Origin of the sequence: Jeotgalibacillus alimentarius (genome assembly GCF_000829445.1) — a bacterium.
In the GTDB taxonomy this organism is placed as follows: Bacteria; Bacillota; Bacilli; order Bacillales; family Jeotgalibacillaceae; genus Jeotgalibacillus; species Jeotgalibacillus alimentarius.
The window spans coordinates 209,268-228,813 of record NZ_JXRQ01000017.1 but is presented as its reverse complement, the minus strand read 5'-3'; the positions used below and the strand labels follow the sequence as shown (position 1 = coordinate 228,813).

The window sequence follows — 19,546 nt, the reverse complement described above, 5'->3', positions numbered from 1 at the left end:
GACCGAGCCGTTTGGCCTGGTCAGCTTACTGATGATGATCCTGATGAATAGAACTTTTCTGATGAAGTTTTGCAATTGCACGTACAATCGTTTTTTTCTTATTAAAACCGGTCGCAGCAACATGTTCACTGTTTAATTCAGCGTAAACTGTTCCTTTTGCCTGATCTTCATTAAAACCTTCTATAAATGCTGTAATGACACCAGCTTCTACTGGGATACGTAAAATATTTAATGTCAGCCCTTTTTTCAATTGAAAAAGCTCCTTTAGTATAATACTTAAATTCTGCACAACAGCTTTACAGTATACTACTAACAGAAGAATGTCAATCTATCAATCAGCTTATGCTGAGGAGCTTAAGTTCCATTTCCCTTGAAGGCAGCGGTTTACTGAAGAAATACCCCTGTCCTTTCTGGCAATGTTCTTTTCGTAAAAACGATACCTGTGCCATTTCTTCCACGCCTTCTGCAACAACTTCGAGGCCGAGACTGTGAGCCAGGTGGATAATCGTTTTTGTGATCGCTGCATCTTTACACTCTGACTGAATTTCTCTTACAAATGACTGATCAATTTTTAAGATATCAATCGGAAATAATCTCAGGTAATTTAATGATGAATACCCAGTTCCAAAATCATCCACTGAAATTTTAACACCGATTTTTTTAAGCTTTTTCAGCATTGATAAAGTTGCGTTCATATTACTCATTGCACTCTCAGTAATTTCAATTTCAAGCAGACCAGGCTCAACGTTGTATTTCTTCAGCGCATTTAAAATAATGTCATCAAAATCCGCCTGTGCAAATTGCTGTGGCGAAATATTTACTGCAATTCTGATATTGGAAATCCCCTGACGTGACCATGCCTGAAGCTGGAGACATGCCTGATCGATTACCCATGCACCTATAGAGTGAATCAAACCGTTATCTTCTGCAATTGGAATAAATTCTGAAGGCGGCACTGCTCCGAATTTACGGTTATTCCATCTCAGCAGTGCTTCAACACTTGAAATTTCACCATTTTGCAAATCTACCTGCGGCTGATAATGGAGGCTCAGTTCATTTAATTCAATTGCCCTGCGGAGGTGGGTCTCCATAATCATTTTGTCTGGAAAAGCCTGTGTCATTTTGTTGTGATAAAAGCCGTATCTGACTCCCCCGGCCTTTTTAACAGTATGCAGCGCCTGTGCTGCGTGGTTGATCAATATGTCACTTTGCACACCATCATAGGGATATACACTGATGCCGATACTCGCAGAAATAAAGTATTCCTGCTGATTAATTTCATAGGGCTGCTGAAATACATTTACAATATCTTCAGCAAACTCTTTCATTTGAGCCTGGGTGATATTGTGCAGGAAAAATACAAATTCATCTGCATTCAACCGGTATAAGTAATCTTTTTCAGGTAATAGTGTCTTCAGCCGTGCTGCAACTTTCTTCAGAAGCTCGTCTCCTGCATTAAAGCCAAGCGTCTTGTTCAGCTTTTTAAAATTATCAAGATCGAGACACATCAGTGCATGTGACTCTTTTGAGACTGCAGATAATTCACCAATATGATTATTAAGTGCCTGGCGGTTATATAAACCTGTCAGCCTGTCATGAAGATAAAGAAAATTAATTTTTTCCTTCGTTTCTTTTTCACTCGTTGCATCTCTGACGATTAAATACACACCCTGAGATCTGCCATTTGTAATGATTGGAACAAATTTTGTGTGTACGACGATTGCATCACCTTCAAGCGTCACTGCGGGTACAAAGTGAAATTCATGCGGTCCGTTTTTAAGTGCCTTATCAATTCCATTCATTACATTCGAAGAAGTCGATGGTGAGAAAAGTGTATGCACGTGCTGATGAAGCATTTTATCTTCAGGAATAGAAAAAGTATTTGTTGCAGCTTTATTGACCGCTTTAATGACACCCTGATCGGAAAGTGTGATCACTGCATCCAGATTGTGCTGGATGATGGAGTGATAGTGCTCCTGAAGGTATTTAAGCTTCAATTGCTCGTCTTCCTGCTCTGTGACGTCACGTACAATTGCTACAATATACTTATTTTGATTGCTGGAATCAGCGATCGGTGTCAGATTTGTTTCGTAATACCTGGTGCCTTTATCAGACTGTATAGAATCTCTATACCTTATGTCCTGCTTTTCTGCACCGGCATTTCTGTACATGTCAATCAGCGTGGCGGCAGAATTTTTCATGACAGCTTTAATAGACTGACCGATTACATCTTCAGCTTTCTTTCCAATCAGATTCAATGCTGCCTGATTTGTATACCTGTATATATAATCGTTTCTTTCTTCTTCCATGATAAAAACAGCATCCGTGATGTGTTGTGTAATGATGATATTGAGCATATCGAGTATTTCTTCAGGAAAATCATGCCCGCTTTCATCAATCCTGTGTCTGGGAGTATCCATAAGTCCATCCTTCCAATTATCAATCGAGCTGCTTTAATCATTCCAAACTTTAATTTTTATGTCAATCACTTTATGAAACTTTAGGATTACTTTACATTAGTTATATATACTCACTACTCTTCACCTTCACTGATTCTATATGCCTCTTCAAGACAGATTGCCTGTGTATTAATCTGCCGCTGATCTTTTTTCTCCACATGAGCATATACGCCTTCGCTATTCTGTACCCTTGCTTTCATATTGTCTGAAAGCTGCAGATCGAGAATATTTTTAATTCTGTTTTTATGAGATGCTTCAGTTACAGGAAATAATAGCTCAATCCGTTTATCCATATTACGGGTCATCATATCTGCAGAAGAGAGCATGCACTTTTCTTCTCCATTGTGATAGAAATAATAAATTCTGCTGTGTTCGAGAAAACGCCCCACAATACTTCTGACATGGATATTTTCACTCACACCCTCTAAACCTGGACGCAGGCAGCAGATACCTCTGATGATCAGATCCACTTTCACTCCTGCTGCAGATGCTTCATAAAACTTCATGATTAAAGGCTTATCAGTCAGTGAATTCATTTTGGCAATAATATGCCCATTTTTATGCTTTTTATGAAAAGTAATTTCTTTATCGATCAGCGTTATAAAGGAATCTCTGATCGAATACGGCGCAACGATCAGGTGGTGATAGGATGGTTTCTCAGTATAGCCACTCAGATAATTAAAAAAGTTTGTGGCATCTGTCCCGAATTTTCTTTTCGTTGTAATGATACCCATATCCGTATAGATTTTTGCAGTCTGATCATTATAATTTCCTGTCCCGAGATGAACAAATCTTTCAATTTTGTTATTCTTTTTCCTGACAACCAATGTGATTTTACTGTGGGTTTTCAGGAATGTCATTCCATAAATCACATGGCAGCCGGCCATTTCAAGCTCTTTAGCCCACTGTACATTATTCTCTTCATCAAACCTTGCTTTCAGTTCTACTAATACAGTCACCTGTTTACCGTTTTCAGCTGCTTTTTTCAGCGCTCGTATAATCGGTGATCCGCCACTCACTCTGTAGAGTGTCTGTTTAATCGCTAATACATCAGGGTCATCTGCTGCTTCATCTACAAAATCCACAATTGGATTAAATGACTCATACGGGTGATGAAAAAACAAATCCTGTCTCAACGCTTTTTCAAATATATTTTCTCCGGGCTGAAGGTCTGCCGGGGGCTGCGGAATAAAGGACTGGAATACAAGATGATCCTTATCCTTTGATAACGTTGAAGTAAAGCTGAATAAAAAAGTAAGATCCAGCGGCCCCGTAATGGTATACAGATCAATTTCCTCCACTTCAAGCTCCTCCATCAGCATCGGCAGAAATTTATCATAAGCGTCAGTATCTTCAATTTCGAGCCTAACAGCTGCGCCCCATTTTCTTTTCTTCAATTCTTTTTCTATTTCCAGTAAAAGATCCCGTGCGCCTTCTTCATGTATCGTTAAATCGGCATTTCTTGTGATTCTGAACAACAAACTGGAAGTTACCTTATATCCAATAAACAGCCGGTTCAGAAAGTGTCTGATTACCTGTTCAAGTAAGACATATTCATGTCCAGTCACAGAAGGCAGTCTGATATACCTTGGCAGCACTGATGGCACCTGTACAATAGCCACTTTTTGATCTTCATGTTTGCCTGATAGTTCTACGATGATATTAAGGCTTTTATTGAGTAAGATAGGAAATGGGCGATAGGCATCAACCGCAAGAGGCGTTAATACAGGAAATACCTGCTCTTTGAAAAAATTTTCGATAAAACTGTGTTGTTTTGAAGTGAGGGTATCAATTTCTTTGAATTCAACACTCTCAGCCTTTAATTTACTCTGAAGATTAGTCAACGCTTCGTACTGCTGTTTTACAAGGCGGTGAGTATGATCAGATATCGCACTGAGCTGCTGTTTTGGTGTCAGGCCCGCTTTATTTTCAGGCTTTGTAAAATTCGCCTTCACCTGATCTTTCAAACCTGCAACACGCACCATAAAGAATTCATCAAGATTTGAACTGAATATCGCCAGAAACTTCAGCCGTTCAAGCAGAGGGTTCGTTAGATCAGAGGACTCTTCAAGGACCCTCTGATTAAATGCGAGCCAGCTGAGTTCACGATTATTATAATATTCGGGCTTACTGAATTTCTTATCTGAATGTCCCATACTGATCTCTCCTATACTTCCTGTGTAATCGGAATAAATTTAAGCCTGATTGATTTCTTAAGCGTTTTTTCCAGATGTTTTTTCTGTTTTCCCGCCTGATACTCTTCAGCGAGTGTACGCCCCTCTGCAAAAACACTCAGCTGCAGTTCATCACCTTTTTTTCTGATCTCAAGCTGGCTGATCAAATTTCTCTTTGATCCATTCAGGCTGTATGAAAGCTTAACAATTGCACCAATACATCTGATTTCCTGAATCTCTTCCTCGCTGAACCAGCCGTCAAAGGGTTCTAAAAACTGCTGCAGCATCGACTTGCTTTTGAAAGAGGCTGCAAGAGCCAGGGCAATCCGGTCTTTATGTAGAACACCATCTATCGACCGGTTCGCAATGATATAAAAAGTATGCTGACTGCTTGAATCAGAATCAATGTAATCACCCAGGTAATATAAAAATGCCGCTCTTTTAATCAGCTGCAGTCCTTTTTCAGTTAATTCAACCTCACCAAGTGCACCTAAATGTGTATAGATTTCTGTTGCGAGAGAGATCATATGCTCAGCTTCCGGTCTTTCAATCGCATAATCAAATGCCAGTTCATTCATACTGGCTGCAAATACTCTTTCTTTATCAAGAGGAGCAGCATACTTTTTCATCAGCTCCTTAAAGACAATCCCGTCCCGCAATCCTTTTCTGCTGAACATAAAGCCGGTTGCATCAACAATCTCATACAGCTCACAGAAAACCTGGGACGTCGGAGCAATAATATCCGTCCGGTCACTTGATAAACCATCCAGCTTCTCAAGCTCATCTTTATCCATATTGACCAGCTGATCATTCACTTGTTCAAGATCCTTCCCACTCATCCAGTACTGATGAACGCCAGCAATCGGATAATGAGTATTCTGCTGATGAATCTGTGCAATATTACGCGCACTTCCTCCAATTGCAACAATCGGAACATTCCTGCCGGGAAGCCAGTTGAGGCTTTGAAATGAATCTCTGATGAATTGAATCAGCTTTTTTCTCTCAGCTTTTGTCAGTTGATCCCCTGCCATGAAATCATTTTTTAGCGACACAGCCCCAAATGGAAAGCTGTGAGAATGCTGAAGCTGCTTGTGTTCATAGTAGGTAACTTCAGTACTTCCCCCGCCAATATCGATTGTCACTGCTGACATAACCGGTGTTGAATGGACAACAGCAAGATATCCAAAATAGGCTTCCTCTTCTTCAGACAGAATCTTAATACTGATCCCGGTTTTCTCTTTCATATGCAGTACGATTTCATCGCTATTAACTGCCTGACGCACAGCTGCGGTCGCTGCGGCACGTATATCCTTCACCTCATGAAAGGATATGATCTCTTTAAATGCCAGCAGCGCTTCTTCAAGAATAACTGCCCCTTCTTCAGTCAGCCTCTGATCTTGATCAAGGTAAGATTTTAAACGGGCTACAGTTTTAATATTTTCAACTTCCTTCATTCCTTTTTCCGGATCATATTCATAAAGAACGAGCCGGATTGTGTTTGAACCGATATCGATCACTGCAGTTTTATTCTTCATCCTGAAATCACTCTCCATCTTTATATTTCCCATCAGTTGCGGTATACTTGTCCAAATAATAGAAAAGGTGTGTGACAATATGAATGAACCCGCAGAACATTCCCCGGAGAAAATTGCACAGGCAATTTTCACAATTAATAAACATGCTAAAACAGCTCCGGATTCAAAATTTCTGTATCAGATCAAAAAAGCAGCAATTGAAAAAATGCTTAAAGAAGGAAAAGCAAAAAAAGTTGGACTTCAGTATTCCAGAAACCCGGGACTCAGCCAGCAACGTTCTGATTTACTCGTTGAATGCGGCAGCTATATGTTCCATATACCTCCCCAGAAAAATGACTTCAAAGATCTCCCGCATCTCGGTAAGCTTTCAGACAGTGTCAGAAACCCTAAAACAAGAATGAACCTGCGAGAAGCAAAATCTATCTTACAGTCATATACAGGACTAAAGGCAGAACCTGAAAAGAAGACTCCTCAAAGACAGCAATATCAGCGTCCCGTCTTCAAACGGCTTGGAGAATAGCTGTCAGTTATATCTTCCCTTACTTCCATATGAAAAAAACCGGCGCAGTTAAAAGTTTTAACACTGCGCCGGTTTTTTTGAAGTCTGCCAGAGGTAATCAGATAATCAGTGTGTCGATTGAATTAATCAACTGGTTAATTTCAGGCTTACTGATCTGATCATCAGCGCCAACCTGATTCCCTTTATGTTTGAGGTCATCTGTAATTAAGGAAGAAAAGATTACAACAGGCAGTTTACCAAGAACCTGGTGTTCTTTTATTCTTCTTGTCAGATGATGCCCGTCCATCTGGGGCATTTCGATATCAGTGATTACCAGCTGTACTTTTTGTTCAACCGGCACACCTGAATCAGCTAAAGACTCCAGATAGCTAAGTGCATCTTTACCGTTTTCAAAAAACTCGGCATCCTCATACCCCGCTTCTTTCAGCGTATCAGACAGCAGCTGACGCAGAAGAGGTGAATCTTCAGCTACAACAAGCTTTTTAACAGAACGTTCTCTCTTACCAAGCTTTTTAACCATTCCAACGTTTATCCCTGATTCAGGGTTAATTTCAAGGATGATACTCTCAAAGTCAAGCAGCAGAAGCATCTCATCATTTCGTTTAATCACGCCAATGACTTTTGTATCTGTGTTCTGATACATATCTGACGGCTTTTCAATCTGGTCCCACGATACTCTGTGGATCATCGATACGTTATCTACGTGAAATACAACCTTTTGCTGATTAAACTCTGACACAATGTATTTTTCCTGGGCGCTCTTTTCTCCCGGCTGCCTGCCAAGTACCTGTCTCATATCAATAACCGGAAGTACTTCTCCCCTAAGCTGAATAATTCCGTTTATGTAAGGGTGTGAATGCGGAATCGGTATAACTGCTGCCGGTTGAATGATTTCTTTCACTTTAATAACATTAATACCATATTTACTTCCATTCACTTCAAATTCAACAATTTCAAGCTCATTTGTACCACTCTCAAGCAAGATTCCATTTTGATCTGCCATTTTTCTCTCTCCTTAGACATCAAATTACATTACCTGTAATATGGGCGACTTCCGCTCCAGTTGTATAAAGGCAATAACTGATTTTCATCAATTGTAATAAAAAAGCTTCCTTCACCTCTTATATCGGGTAAAGGAAGCTGTTATTGAATATGCAATTACTTTTCTTCTGTATCAAGTACTCTGTTCAGTCGCTTACGCAGCATTTTCATGCCACTGCCGCCTGCCTGAGAGTGTCTGAGCTGGCCTTCTTTATCAAAAACGTAATATGCCGGTACATACTGATTTTCGAATGCTTCTGTCAGTTTGTGTTCACTGTCTACGTAAATCGGCTGAGAGATATCGTGTCCCTGTGCTACCTGTTCAATCACATCCATATCAAGATCATCCTCAGATCTAGGCATATGAACAGCTACAACGTTCAGGTTATCTTCATATTCATCACGCAGTTCATTAATATCAGGCATTGCTTCCTTACATAAATGACAGCTTACTGACCAGAAATGTATCAGTGTCGGTTTATCACCTACAAGCTCTTCTCTGTTCACTTCACCGTTTAACCATTTAACAGCGCCATCAAGTTCAGGCATTGGTGCTCTTAGTTTCATGTTCAATTCCTCCTGCATCTAACTGAACCCATCGCAGTACGGGTTTCATCCTTAATTAAAATTATTATAAAAAACACAATTTCCATTATAGAAATGACAACACTTTGAGTCAAGTCTCAGCAACAGGCTGCTTCACTTTTATCAGCAGAATCATGCCGATTACTGCCATCACGATGAGCGATGACAGTGCGATTCTGCTTGCCAGCTCCCCGTACTCCCTCAGGTTCAGCGTAATCGTACCGTAAACTGCCGGGCCGATTATGGAGGAAACTTTTCCTGAAAAAGCAAATAACCCGAAAAATTGCCCTCTTTTTTCATAAGGAGTCAGGTCAATGATTAATGTACGTGAAGTGACCCACATGGAGCCGAGAGCTACACCGATCAGTGCGCCTGCTATCCAGAACATCCACTGCTCTGTAGCAAGTGCAGCGATGGTCAGAGCCGTAATTAATATGATTGATACAAGCATCACACCAACCTTTGCACCTGTCTTTTTAGTAATATAACCGAATATAAAGGATCCTATAATGGCAAATATCGTTGAACCGAGATAAAGAATGATAAACTGTCCACTCGTAAAACCGACGACAGCAGTGGCGTAAATGGCCATAATCGCAATCGTCGTCGCAATTGCATCATTTAAAAAGAAATAAGAAAGCATAAAGGTAAATGTATTTTTATAATTGCGCATGTCCTTAAATGTGCGGTAGATCTCCTTGTAACCTGTAAGGAAATGTTCTTTCTCCGTTTTCTTTGCAGGTGTATCCTTTAAAAAGAAAAATAACGGCAGTGAGAATAGTAAATACATAACGGCTGTCGGGATAAAAGCCTGCTCAGGATTTCCTTCCTGCACAAACAAATAGACAGAGAGTCCAACAATTGTGCCAAGATACCCAACCGCAACCCCAAACCCTTAAATCAGCGGTATTTCTTCTTTTGTCCCTAAATCACTCAGCATTGTATCGTAAAAAACAAGACTGCTGTTAAAGAAAAACTTTGCCACAACAAATGCAATAATCACAAAAAATAAATTGACCGGCAGATTCAGCCACTCTCCCTGCACGGTTGTGACAGCGAATATCCCCATCAGAAAAGTAGCGGCTATAGAAAGAGATGCAAGCCAGACAATATACTTCTTCTTCTGTCCCGTACGATCTATCCAGACACCGTACAATGGGGAAAAAATGACGAGTAAAAAGCTCGCAAATGCATTTGCATAAGAGATAAAAGTACTCGCTACCTGTTCCATCTCAACGCTTCCGCCAAGTTGTGCATCCAGATAAAATGGGAAAAACACGGTATTAATATTTGAAGAAAAAATTGTATTGGCAAAGTCATAAAGTGCCCATGATAATATCGGCAGCGTAAAGAAAAGCTTCATTCCTGAGCGGGGCGTATGGTCCGTCCGGTTCATCATCATTCCTCCATTTCTTTCCCACTCTTTCCATACGCATGTGATAAAACCCTTTATTCTAAGTAGAATTTACAGGAAATTAATATAAAATTAGTTCTGTCAAAGTTGGCTGGTGATTTCCGCTTCAGCGAGAATCACCAGCTGTACTAAACAATATTGAGCTTTAATATAGACATAAAATAAAGGCTGAGACAAAAAATTGTCTCAGCCACATGGACAGTTAAAAGGATTCTCCTTATGCGAAAACGATATAGAGTCTTCTGTTTCAGATTTACTACCTTTTAAAAATTCTGCGCCTTTTCTTTTTCTTTGATCTGGAGAATTGCAGCCAGCCAACTTTGCGGAAGATAATAAACATAACGATGGCGATTACTGACATGACGCCTAGCAGGACAAAGTATCCGTACTCGAATTCAAGTTCAGGTATATAGACAAAATTCATCCCGTAAAGTCCGGCTAAAAATGACAGCGGCATAAAGATCGTGGTAATAACGGTCAGCGTCATCATAATATTATTCATCTTGTCTGAACTGACAGAGATATAGTTATCACGGATATCTGATGAAAATTCACGGTAGGAATCAAGCATTTCAGTCAGTTTAATCACATGGTCATATACATCTGAAAAGTACAGCTGCTGATCTCTTGTAAGTCCCACGTTCGAACCATTTAAGAGACGGTACAGTAAATCCCTCGTCGGTACCAAAGATCTTCTCAGCTTCTGCATATCGTGCCTCACATCAAACAGTCTGTCCATCAGATCATGAGACGAATTTTCATCTGTTCGTTCTTCAATACTGTTCAGCACATCTTCAATACCATACACGTGAGGAAAATATTCATCTACTGTGATATCAAGTATTGAATGCAGCAGTCCTATCGGATTCTGCTCTTCACGTGCAGCATCACCTGACAGCATTCTTTGCCAGATCTCATCAACCATTTTCAGCTGATCGTAATGCCAGGTAACGATCATTTTTTCATTTACGAATACATCAATTTCCTCAGCTTCATATGTATCTTTCGTTAAATGATGAAGGACCAGAAATATATATTGATGATAGCTATCAAATTTTGGACGCTGGTAGCCTTTTTCCACACAGTCTTCAATTGCAAGCGGGTGAAACGAAAAGGTTTTTGACAGTTCTTTCCCTTCTCGCTCAGAAGGTTTTGAAAAATCTGTCCACATCCAGTGAAGCTTAGCTTTCCTTGCATCTTTTATTGAATCGAACTCCTTAATCTGTCCGACGGTCGTCATGCCCATCACTCTGATCATATGAGCCACCTCCTTCGTATCTTTCATAACTGTTATTTATCCTGAAACATGACTGTTTAATCAACTTACTCATTACAAATTTCAATCGCACCGCTTTTTAAGGTACAATAGCTGTCATAAGCTAATACCTGAAGGACGTGAATATGTGATGAATGAAGCAGTAAAAAATATTGAAATCTCAGGCATCCGTAAGTTTTTTAATCAGATCCAGCATATTGATGGCATGATTTCACTGACAATTGGACAGCCTGATTTCCCTACTCCGGATCATATTAAGGAAGCTGCCAAGCAGGCAATCGATCAGAATTTTACCAGTTATACCCACAATGCGGGCATTCCGGAACTGAGAACCGCAATCTCCGTGTATATGCAGGAAAAATACGGATTACATTACCGGCCTGAGGATGAAATCATTGTGACCAACGGGGCCTCTCAGGCCATTGATACAGCACTGAGAACCATCTTATCACCTGGTCAGGAAGTGATTCTCCCCGCTCCCGTATATCCCGGCTATACACCTGTCATTCAGCAATGCGGGGCAGCCCCGGTTTATATTGATACAACGCATAATGGCTTTAAATTAACTGCATCATGTATTGAGCCGGTTATCAGTAAAAAAACAGCGGCAATCATACTGCCGTATCCTTCTAACCCTACCGGTATAAGCCTGAATCATACAGAACTGCAGGAGATCGCTTTACTTGCAGAAAAGTATAATCTCACCATCATTGCTGATGAAATATATAGTGAGCTAACCTATGATGACATTCATACATCGATTGGAACAATGGCACGCGACAGAACGATCATCATCAACGGACTTTCAAAATCACATTCAATGACCGGTTGGCGAATCGGAGTATTGATGGCTCCATCAGTGTTTGCTGAACAATGTCTGAAAGTCCATCAGTATACTGTTTCATGTGCCCCCTCTATTTCACAGCGCGCTGCACTGGCAGCTTATACATTTGGAAAAGATGACGCACTTCCTATGAAAGAAGCATACAAAAAAAGAAGGGCGCTTACTGAGGAACGTCTGCGTGAGCTGGGGTTTGATGTAGTGAAACCGGATGGAGCATTTTATTTCTTGGCAGGAATCCCTGTTGATGAATCAGCTGAACAGTTCGCACTTAATCTTGCAAAGCATGCAAAAGTGGGCGTTGTACCGGGAACAGCTTTTGGTGCAGAAGGCGAGGGGTATGTCAGAATTTCATATGCCTGCTCAGAAGCTCAGCTGACTGAAGCATTTAACAGAATTGAACATTACTTAAATCATGTATTGAAACCTTAATAAAAGCCGGGATCGCTATATCCCGGCCCCGCACAGGCACTAAATCTGTTTTGCATATACTTTATACAGTGCCTGTGTTCCCTTATCTGCCAACCCTTCAGATTTTGCCTGCTCATATGAATGTAACGCCAGTTCAAGTCCCGGCAGAGATAACCCCATTTTGTTTGCCTCATCAAGCGCAATTTTTAAGTCTTTAATAAAATGATGAATATAAAATCCAGGTTCAAAATCTTCTTTTAACATACGTGGTGCCAGATGACTTAAACTCCAGCTGCCTGCTGCTCCCTTCGAAATGCTTGCAAGCACTTTTTCAGGATCGAGTCCGGCTTTAATTGCATACGTTAACGCTTCACAAACACCGGTCATCGTTGAACCGATTACAATCTGATTACTCATTTTTGCATGCTGCCCGCTTCCTGACTTCCCATGATAGACAATATTTGCACCAAAAGTCTGTAAAACAGGAACGATTTTTTCAAAAACTTCTTCATCCCCGCCAGCCATAATCGATAATATTCCCTCTTTCGCTCCGGTGTCTCCACCTGATACAGGTGCATCAATCATATGTATGCCTTTTAATTTTCCTTCCTGATAGAGCTTTTCAGCAAGCTCAGGCTTTGAAGTTGTCAGGTCAATACAGACTGACCCTTCAGAAGCTGTCTGGAAAACACCTTCTTCTCCCTTATAAATAGCTTCCACATCTTCCGGATAACCAACCATTGAAAACATAATTGAACATTTTTCAGCTACTGCAGCAGGTGACTCTTCCCATATAGCCCCATTACTTAACAATGCCTCTGCTTTTTCCTTCGTACGTGTGAATAGGTGAACTGTATGCTCCTTTTGTAAGTGTGTAACAATTGACTTCCCCATTACCCCTGTACCGATAAACCCGATATTCAAATCAATCACTCCTTTTCTTTGATTGTGACTTACTTTTTGAAAATTGCAAACGATATCTCCTGTTGATAAGATTAGCAAAAAGGAGGCTGTTATGAAAAAAGATCTTTTTATTTTTAAGAATGAAAAAAGGTATAGCGTAACGGTTAGAAACTATCGGGAAGAAGATTTTGAACAGTTAATTGAGCTGCAGAGAAAAGCTTTTCCTCCTCCATTTCCTTCAGATCTTTTATGGAATCATCTGCAGCTGAATGAACACATTACCAGGTTTCCTGAAGGTGCACTCTGTATTCTCGTGGACGGGCAGATTGCCGGTTCAATCACTGCGCTCAGAACGAACTATGCAGGGGAACAGCATACATGGGAGCAAATTACTTCTGATGGTTATATTACAAATCACGAACCGGACGGTAATGTATTGTACATCGTTGATATTTGTATGAATCCTGACTACAGGGGCCTTGGGCTTGGAAAAGAACTCATGAGAGCGATGTATGAAACGGTTGTTTTTCTTGGAGTCGAAAAACTTGCGGGTGGCAGCAGAATGCCTGGCTACAAAGCGTTCAGGGATAATATGACACCGGAGGAATATTTTAAAAGAATTGTGAGTGGTGAACTTACAGATCCAGTCGTCACATTTTTGATGAAGGCCGGACGGATCCCGGAGAAATTGATGAGAAATTACCTTGAAGATGAAGACTCAGCTGATTGTGCGGTACTGATGACGTGGAATAACCCCTTTAAAACATAAAAAAGAACCGGATTATGGGGGGAATCCGGTTCAAAAAAGGGAAATCAGAATGAAAAAGTATGCTTGTACTACTAATATACTTCCCCCTGTTCATTCTTTTAATCCCAATTTAAATAACAAATATATTACAAATTAATTTCTTTTTTTACAGCTTCAATCACTTCATCATTTGTACCAAGTGTCAGGACGTGCTCAGCTAAGGCTTTCATTTTATCATCTGAAAGCTGCTTGATCTGAGTGCGTGCAGGCAGAATAGAAGTTGCGCTCATTGAGAATTCATCGAGTCCAAGTCCAAGCAGAATTGGAATCGCAATTTCGTCTCCGGCCATCTCGCCGCACATACCAGTCCACTTACCTTCTTTATGAGAAGCATCGATCACCATTTTAATCAGGCGCAAAATAGCAGGATTATACGGCTGATAAAGGTATGATACTCTTTCATTCATACGGTCAGCTGCCATCGTGTATTGAATCAGATCGTTTGTTCCAATACTGAAGAAATCCACTTCTTTTGCAAACTGATCTGCCATCACTGCTGTTGAAGGAATTTCAACCATAATGCCGACTTCGATTGAATCTGAGACTTCCACACCTTCTTGAATCAGCTCTTCTTTCACTTCAAGAAGAAGTGCTTTAGCAGATCTGAATTCATCAAGGTTAGAAATCATCGGGAACATAACTTTTAAGTTGCCGTACGTACTCGCACGAAGCAGTGCACGAAGCTGCGTACGGAACAGGTCAGTTTCCTCAAGACATAGTCTGATTGCACGGAAGCCGAGGAATGGGTTCATTTCTTCAGGAAGATTCAGATAAGGAAGCTCTTTGTCTCCGCCAATATCAAGCGTACGAACGACAACCGGCTTACCTTTCATGCCTTCTAACACTGCTTTATATGACTCGAACTGTTCAGCTTCTGACGGAAGCTCAGTACGGCCCATGTAAAGAAACTCTGTACGGTAAAGTCCAATCGCCTCCCCACCGTTATTTGTTACACCTTCAAGATCTCCCGGTGTTCCAATATTTGCAGCAAGCTCGACGTGACGGCCATCCGCCGTTACAGTTTTTTCATCAACAAGCTTGGCCCATTCTGCTTTTTGATCAGCAAAATCAGCTGCTTTCTTTTCATACTGACTGATCAGTTCATCAGTCGGATTAACGTGAACTTCACCATTTAACCCGTCAACAATAACCATGTCGCCGTTTTCGATTGTCACAGTCGCTTCTTTTGTTCCAACTACTGCTGGAATTTCCATAGAGCGGGCCATGATTGCTGAATGTGAAGTACGTCCACCGATATTTGTTGTGAATCCTTTAACAAATTCACGGTTCAGCTGTGCTGTATCTGACGGTGTAAGATCCTCAGCAATGACCACAACTTCTTCTGAGATCATGCTTGGATTAAGTACTTTTACGCCCAGCAGGTGTGAAAGAACACGCTTTGTTACATCACGGATATCTGCAGCACGCTCTTTCATATACTCGTTATCCATCTGTTCAAACATCGTAACAAACATATCCGCTGTTTCTTTCAATGCAGCCTCAGCGTTAACGTGTTCCTGGTTGATCTTATCTTCAATAGGAGATATCAATTCAGGATCACTTAATACGAGAAGATGCGCCTCAAAAATTTGGGCCTTATCTTCTCCCAACTCTGTTCTTGCACGGTCACGAATGACTTCTAGCTCGTTTTTAGATGTCTGGAGAGCATCCTGGAAGCGCTGTACTTCTTGGTCTGCATGTTCAACTTTCGTCTGTTCAAACGAAAGGTCCGGCTCTACAAGACGGTAAGCTTTAGCAATCGCAATTCCGCTTGATGCTGCTATTCCTTTTAAAACTGAAGACATTCTTACGCAAGACCTTCGTTTTTAAGAGTTTCTTCAAGACTTGCCAGCGCTTCTTCTTCGTCGCTTCCATCAGCGTAGATTGTGATTTCAGCGTCTTTACCAACACCTAGAGACATAACACCCATGATTGATTTCAGGTTTACTTTCTTCCCTTTATACTCAAGCTGGATATCAGAATCAAATTTGCTTGCATTTTGAACCAGAATTGTAGCCGGACGTGCATGGATACCTGTTTCTGCAGTTACTGTAAAAGTTTTTTGTGTCATGATTAATCTTCTCCTTTTCTACACTTGTATTTACAACATTACTTTAATAAGTTAACGAATTCCGTCCTCACAGTCAACAAAAATTCCTTTACTTATTAGTGACATGTTTACATCCTCTTTAAATCATAAGAATAGCATGAGAAAGGCTTAAGTACAACGAATTTGCAGTGCTTCAGCATTTTAGGAATCAGATCGTTGCTGATTTTTCTTAATCTGCTTCTCAAAATGTTTAACAAATTGTTCAAAAGCTTTCTGCTCTTCTGACAGAACATCCTGGTCATTGTATCTGACTTTTTCATATATCGCAGCGTAATATCCATAGTCCTGAACTTTTAGCCTACTGAACCATTCCCTAACCGTTTCAGACTTTAACCTGCCTGCTTCATTTTTCCGGGCTTTTTGTTCAAGCTTCAGTATTTCTTTTCTGATTTGGTGGTTTGGTACAGTTGTTTTTTCATCACGGTCTTTTTTCACTCGTCTTCTTTCTATCGTAACATCCATATTCGCAGACCCTGACAGCACGGGCTGCTGCTTGAACTTTTTGAATAGTAACCAGGCTGCCCCCGCTGCTAACACGATAACTGCAATCAACATAATCAGCTCAAGTGTATTGACACCCACCGTTTCTTCTATCTCTTGTCTATTCAGTGGGTTTGGCTTATACATATCTCCCTCCTCAGAGGACGTTTCAACTTCCGGCATTTGTGCTTCCGGTATCTCAATGTCTGCCCCGGTCAGATAAAGAATTCTGATCACACCTGCTACAGCGACGTCTCCTGCTGCAAACAGTAATTTCCTGAAAGGTTCTGCCAGAAGATAGATCACTGCACCCAATGTTAAAAAAAGACCGGCATACTTTGAAAACAATACCAGCCCGTTTTTGCTGGCGTATGTACTGAAATAAGGCGCTGCACTATATAAAAAGATGCCGGCAACAAGATAGATAATTAAAAAATTCGCCGGATATATTTCATATGTCAGCTGGAATGAAAACATAGAGATAAACACTAATGTGAATAGAATCAGCTGAATGAGAGTGATCTGTGATAATTCACTGCTATCTGACCTTTTCAGCATTCTCCAAAAGAAAAATATTCCCTGACAAACGATCAGAATGACAGGCCAGCCTCCCGCCACAACAGATAGAATTAAAAAGGCTGTTAAAGCGAGTGCAAAAACCCGGACCTGTATCTTTCTATCCAGGCTCATTAAAATCAGGCAGGCTGATATGACGCCGATGCCAAGGGCTGTATAGTGAATTGGAAAAAGTCCATTTTCTGCAAATGCAGTAAGGATTAATACTGGAAACATCGTATCAAATAACAGGGAGATAGATGATCTTATTGACCGGTTAACTGTTGATTCCATCGTATTGCCCCCCCTTCCTGCTCACCTGCAATCCACACCCTTCCACTTAGAGAAGAGAGCCTTTCAGAGGAAGTGGTGTCGCCGATATAAATATAATCTGTCACACCTGCCTGCATAAGTGACAGCTGATTAATCATTGGATTAACCGGCATCGTCACATCACCAATAGATAAAATGCTTAACATTTCAAGACATTTTCTACTGTGACTGATCCCATTATCAGGCGCAATATAGTAAAAATTCGGCGCTTCTTTCGTTCTGACGTTAATACATAATCCAATTGTGCGGTTGAGACGATGTGCATCTGTAATCATAAAAGCTGCCTGTTTAATCAACTTTTCAAAATGAATGTTTTTAGCGTGCTTATACGTCACATTCAGTATAATCATATATTTCTCTTCAATTACGGGTTCATAAATATTTGTCTGCAGCTGACCGGTTTTTGCGTAGGCAGCCCAGTTGATCCGCTGCATCGTATCTCCTGCTCTGTATTCTCTTGTACCCGCCCGCATCGTAAGATCTTCATATAAAGAAAAATTTGCCATACTATCCCCCGGACGGACCGCCGGAGGATAAGATGAAAATTTAACGTGTTCTGTTTCCGGGTAAATTCTTTTTTCTGCCCTGAAGTGTCCTTTGTATTGCATCAGCTTATAGCCATAACCGAATAAGTGCGGGATATGCAGTTGACAGGACACCATTTTAAATTTACCGCGCTTAACCGCTTTGACCGGGATAGATACTTTTAACTCTTCATATTTCTCCATCGATAATTGTCCGGACCATTGGATTGTCTGTCCAACCCTCATTGTATCCTCATTAAGAAATGCTGCATGGTTTGTAAAAGTCAGCGTGACCGTTACATCTCTAATAGGGTATTTTCCATTCCGGAAAGTGACTGTCCAGTCCGATTCATCATCTACATTCAAACGTTCAGCCTGTTCATTTTCGATGAAAGTCAGATCTGACCCTGCATGCTCACTATAGTGCAGGTGGAACCTGATAAAAATAACGATCCCGGCACATACAGCAGCCCCTGCGAATTGGCTTCCAAGAAAGAAGAACAATCCGCTTAACAGTGTGATGACTTCAAGTAACTTCAAATGCCTCTCTGTCGACTTTATTTCAAGCCACATTTTAAAGCCTCAATTCGACTGGTGCATCAGTATCCTTTAATACTTCAGTCAGAATCTCATCTGTATTTTTCATCAGGGAGGCCTCCGGCGTCAGCTGAACTCTGTGACCAAGTACATAGTGAAAAAGATTTTTTACATCTTCAGGAATAATGTGCGAGCGTCCTTGAAGATAAGCTGAACCCTGTGCCGCTTTCAGCAGAGTGACAGCTGCTCTCGGACTCGCACCCCATTCAATTAATGGATGGGACCTTGTTGAGCGGATCAGCTTTAGAATATAATCAGTGATTTCGTTATGTACAGAAACATTTCTTACTTCATCTGCAGCCTGTTGAAGCTCTTCAATAGATACGACTGCTGATATAAGTGGTGATTCCTCTTTATGGATCCACTGTTTTAAAATACTGGATTCGTCTTCAAATCCGGGATATTCAGAAGGCAGCTTAAACATAAATCGGTCGAGCTGCGCATATGGCAGTGGAAAAGTTCCCTGCTGTGACTCAACAGGGTTTTGTGTAGCAATAACCATGAATGGAAAAGATGAAGTAAGCGTTTCACCATCAATTGTTACCTGCTTTTCTTCCATAACTTCGAGCAGACTCGACTGCGTTCTTGGCGTTGCACGATTGATTTCATCTGCGAGCAGGAAGTTCGTCATAACCGGCCCTTCCTTTAATTCAAATTTTCTAGTTTCAGGATTAAAGAAGTGTAGTCCTGTCACATCAGAAGGCAGCACATCCGGTGTGAATTGAATACGTGAAAATTTCCCACCGGCTGCTTTAGCAAATGATTTTGCAAGGAGTGTCTTACCGGTTCCCGGTACACTTTCAAGCAATACATGTCCTCCCTGCAGCATGGCAATGGTCAGTAATTCAACCTCCCTGTCTCTGCCAACGACTGACTTTCCAACTTCCTGCTGTATCATATTTTTCATCAAACCTCTCCCCGCTTATAGTCAATTATAGTTATTATACTAAAAATTCGGAAAAAGGTTTCATTGTTATGGT

At 40.8% G+C, this 19,546-nt stretch carries 16 protein-coding genes and 1 pseudogene; 3 read left to right on the top strand and 14 right to left on the bottom strand.

Going from position 1 to position 19,546, the window contains the following annotated elements; translation table 11 throughout:
- Positions 1-25: 25 nt before the first annotated feature.
- From KP77_RS08305 to KP77_RS08290, 4 genes are all read right to left on the bottom strand, one after another.
- Positions 26-250 (bottom strand): hypothetical protein, encoded by a 225-nt coding sequence (locus KP77_RS08305; protein WP_052474042.1) that lies wholly within the window; start codon positions 248-250, stop codon positions 26-28.
- A gap of 85 nt (positions 251-335) precedes the next feature.
- On the bottom strand, positions 336-2,420 hold the full coding sequence (locus KP77_RS08300; protein ID WP_052474041.1) for a sensor domain-containing protein: 2,085 nt from the start codon (positions 2,418-2,420) through the stop codon (positions 336-338).
- A 113-nt stretch (positions 2,421-2,533) separates the two neighbouring features.
- A complete protein-coding gene (locus KP77_RS08295) occupies positions 2,534-4,615 on the bottom strand; it encodes an RNA degradosome polyphosphate kinase (RefSeq protein WP_041122241.1) in 2,082 nt (693 codons plus the stop codon).
- Positions 4,616-4,626: 11 nt separating this feature from the next.
- Complete coding sequence (locus KP77_RS08290; protein ID WP_041122524.1) at positions 4,627-6,168, bottom strand: Ppx/GppA family phosphatase; 1,542 nt, start codon at positions 6,166-6,168, stop codon at positions 4,627-4,629.
- Positions 6,169-6,247: 79 nt separating this feature from the next.
- Here KP77_RS08290 and KP77_RS08285 point away from each other — a divergent pair, with 79 nt between their 5' ends.
- Positions 6,248-6,688 carry a YkyB family protein gene (locus KP77_RS08285; RefSeq protein ID WP_041122240.1) on the top strand — a complete coding sequence of 147 codons (441 nt, stop codon included), beginning with the start codon at positions 6,248-6,250 and terminating at the stop codon, positions 6,686-6,688.
- 97 nt (positions 6,689-6,785) lie between these two features.
- On the opposite strand, the gene KP77_RS08280 is transcribed toward KP77_RS08285, so the two are convergent.
- From KP77_RS08280 to corA, 4 genes and pseudogenes are all read right to left on the bottom strand, one after another.
- A complete protein-coding gene (locus KP77_RS08280) occupies positions 6,786-7,691 on the bottom strand; it encodes a chemotaxis protein (protein ID WP_041122239.1) in 906 nt (301 codons plus the stop codon).
- 155 nt (positions 7,692-7,846) lie between these two features.
- Complete coding sequence (locus tag KP77_RS08275) at positions 7,847-8,296, bottom strand: TlpA family protein disulfide reductase (protein ID WP_041122238.1); 450 nt, start codon at positions 8,294-8,296, stop codon at positions 7,847-7,849.
- A gap of 109 nt (positions 8,297-8,405) precedes the next feature.
- Positions 8,406-9,710: pseudogene (locus tag KP77_RS08270) on the bottom strand (MFS transporter).
- A 274-nt stretch (positions 9,711-9,984) separates the two neighbouring features.
- Positions 9,985-10,986 (bottom strand): magnesium/cobalt transporter CorA, encoded by a 1,002-nt coding sequence (corA, locus tag KP77_RS08265; RefSeq protein WP_041122237.1) that lies wholly within the window; start codon positions 10,984-10,986, stop codon positions 9,985-9,987.
- 148 nt (positions 10,987-11,134) lie between these two features.
- Between corA and KP77_RS08260 the strand changes: the two genes are divergently transcribed.
- Entirely contained in the window at positions 11,135-12,277 is a 1,143-nt protein-coding gene (locus KP77_RS08260; protein WP_041122523.1) for an aminotransferase class I/II-fold pyridoxal phosphate-dependent enzyme, read from the top strand.
- Between the two features lie 39 nt (positions 12,278-12,316).
- Here KP77_RS08260 and KP77_RS08255 read toward each other — a convergent pair whose 3' ends face one another.
- The gene (locus KP77_RS08255; protein WP_268747459.1) at positions 12,317-13,180 is read right to left on the bottom strand and encodes an NAD(P)-dependent oxidoreductase; all 864 of its coding nucleotides are present in this window, start codon (positions 13,178-13,180) and stop codon (positions 12,317-12,319) included.
- 91 nt (positions 13,181-13,271) lie between these two features.
- Between KP77_RS08255 and KP77_RS08250 the strand changes: the two genes are divergently transcribed.
- A complete protein-coding gene (locus KP77_RS08250) occupies positions 13,272-13,928 on the top strand; it encodes a GNAT family N-acetyltransferase (RefSeq protein WP_041122236.1) in 657 nt (218 codons plus the stop codon).
- Positions 13,929-14,053: 125 nt separating this feature from the next.
- Here the strand turns inward: KP77_RS08250 and ptsP are convergent, their stop codons facing one another.
- From ptsP to KP77_RS08225, 5 genes are all read right to left on the bottom strand, one after another.
- A complete protein-coding gene (gene ptsP / locus KP77_RS08245; protein ID WP_041122235.1) occupies positions 14,054-15,772 on the bottom strand; it encodes a phosphoenolpyruvate--protein phosphotransferase in 1,719 nt (572 codons plus the stop codon).
- Positions 15,773-15,774: 2 nt separating this feature from the next.
- Positions 15,775-16,038, bottom strand: a complete 264-nt coding sequence (locus tag KP77_RS08240; protein ID WP_039808554.1) for a phosphocarrier protein HPr — start codon at positions 16,036-16,038, stop codon at positions 15,775-15,777.
- 180 nt (positions 16,039-16,218) lie between these two features.
- The gene (locus KP77_RS08235; RefSeq protein WP_041122234.1) at positions 16,219-17,406 is read right to left on the bottom strand and encodes a hypothetical protein; all 1,188 of its coding nucleotides are present in this window, start codon (positions 17,404-17,406) and stop codon (positions 16,219-16,221) included.
- Complete coding sequence (locus KP77_RS08230; RefSeq protein ID WP_041122233.1) at positions 17,379-18,542, bottom strand: DUF58 domain-containing protein; 1,164 nt, start codon at positions 18,540-18,542, stop codon at positions 17,379-17,381. Before KP77_RS08230 ends, KP77_RS08235 begins: the two co-directional genes overlap by 28 nt.
- Before the next feature lies 1 nt (position 18,543).
- Positions 18,544-19,473: an AAA family ATPase gene (locus KP77_RS08225; protein ID WP_041122232.1), complete on the bottom strand. Its 930-nt coding sequence runs from the start codon at positions 19,471-19,473 to the stop codon at positions 18,544-18,546.
- Positions 19,474-19,546: the final 73 nt, after the last annotated feature.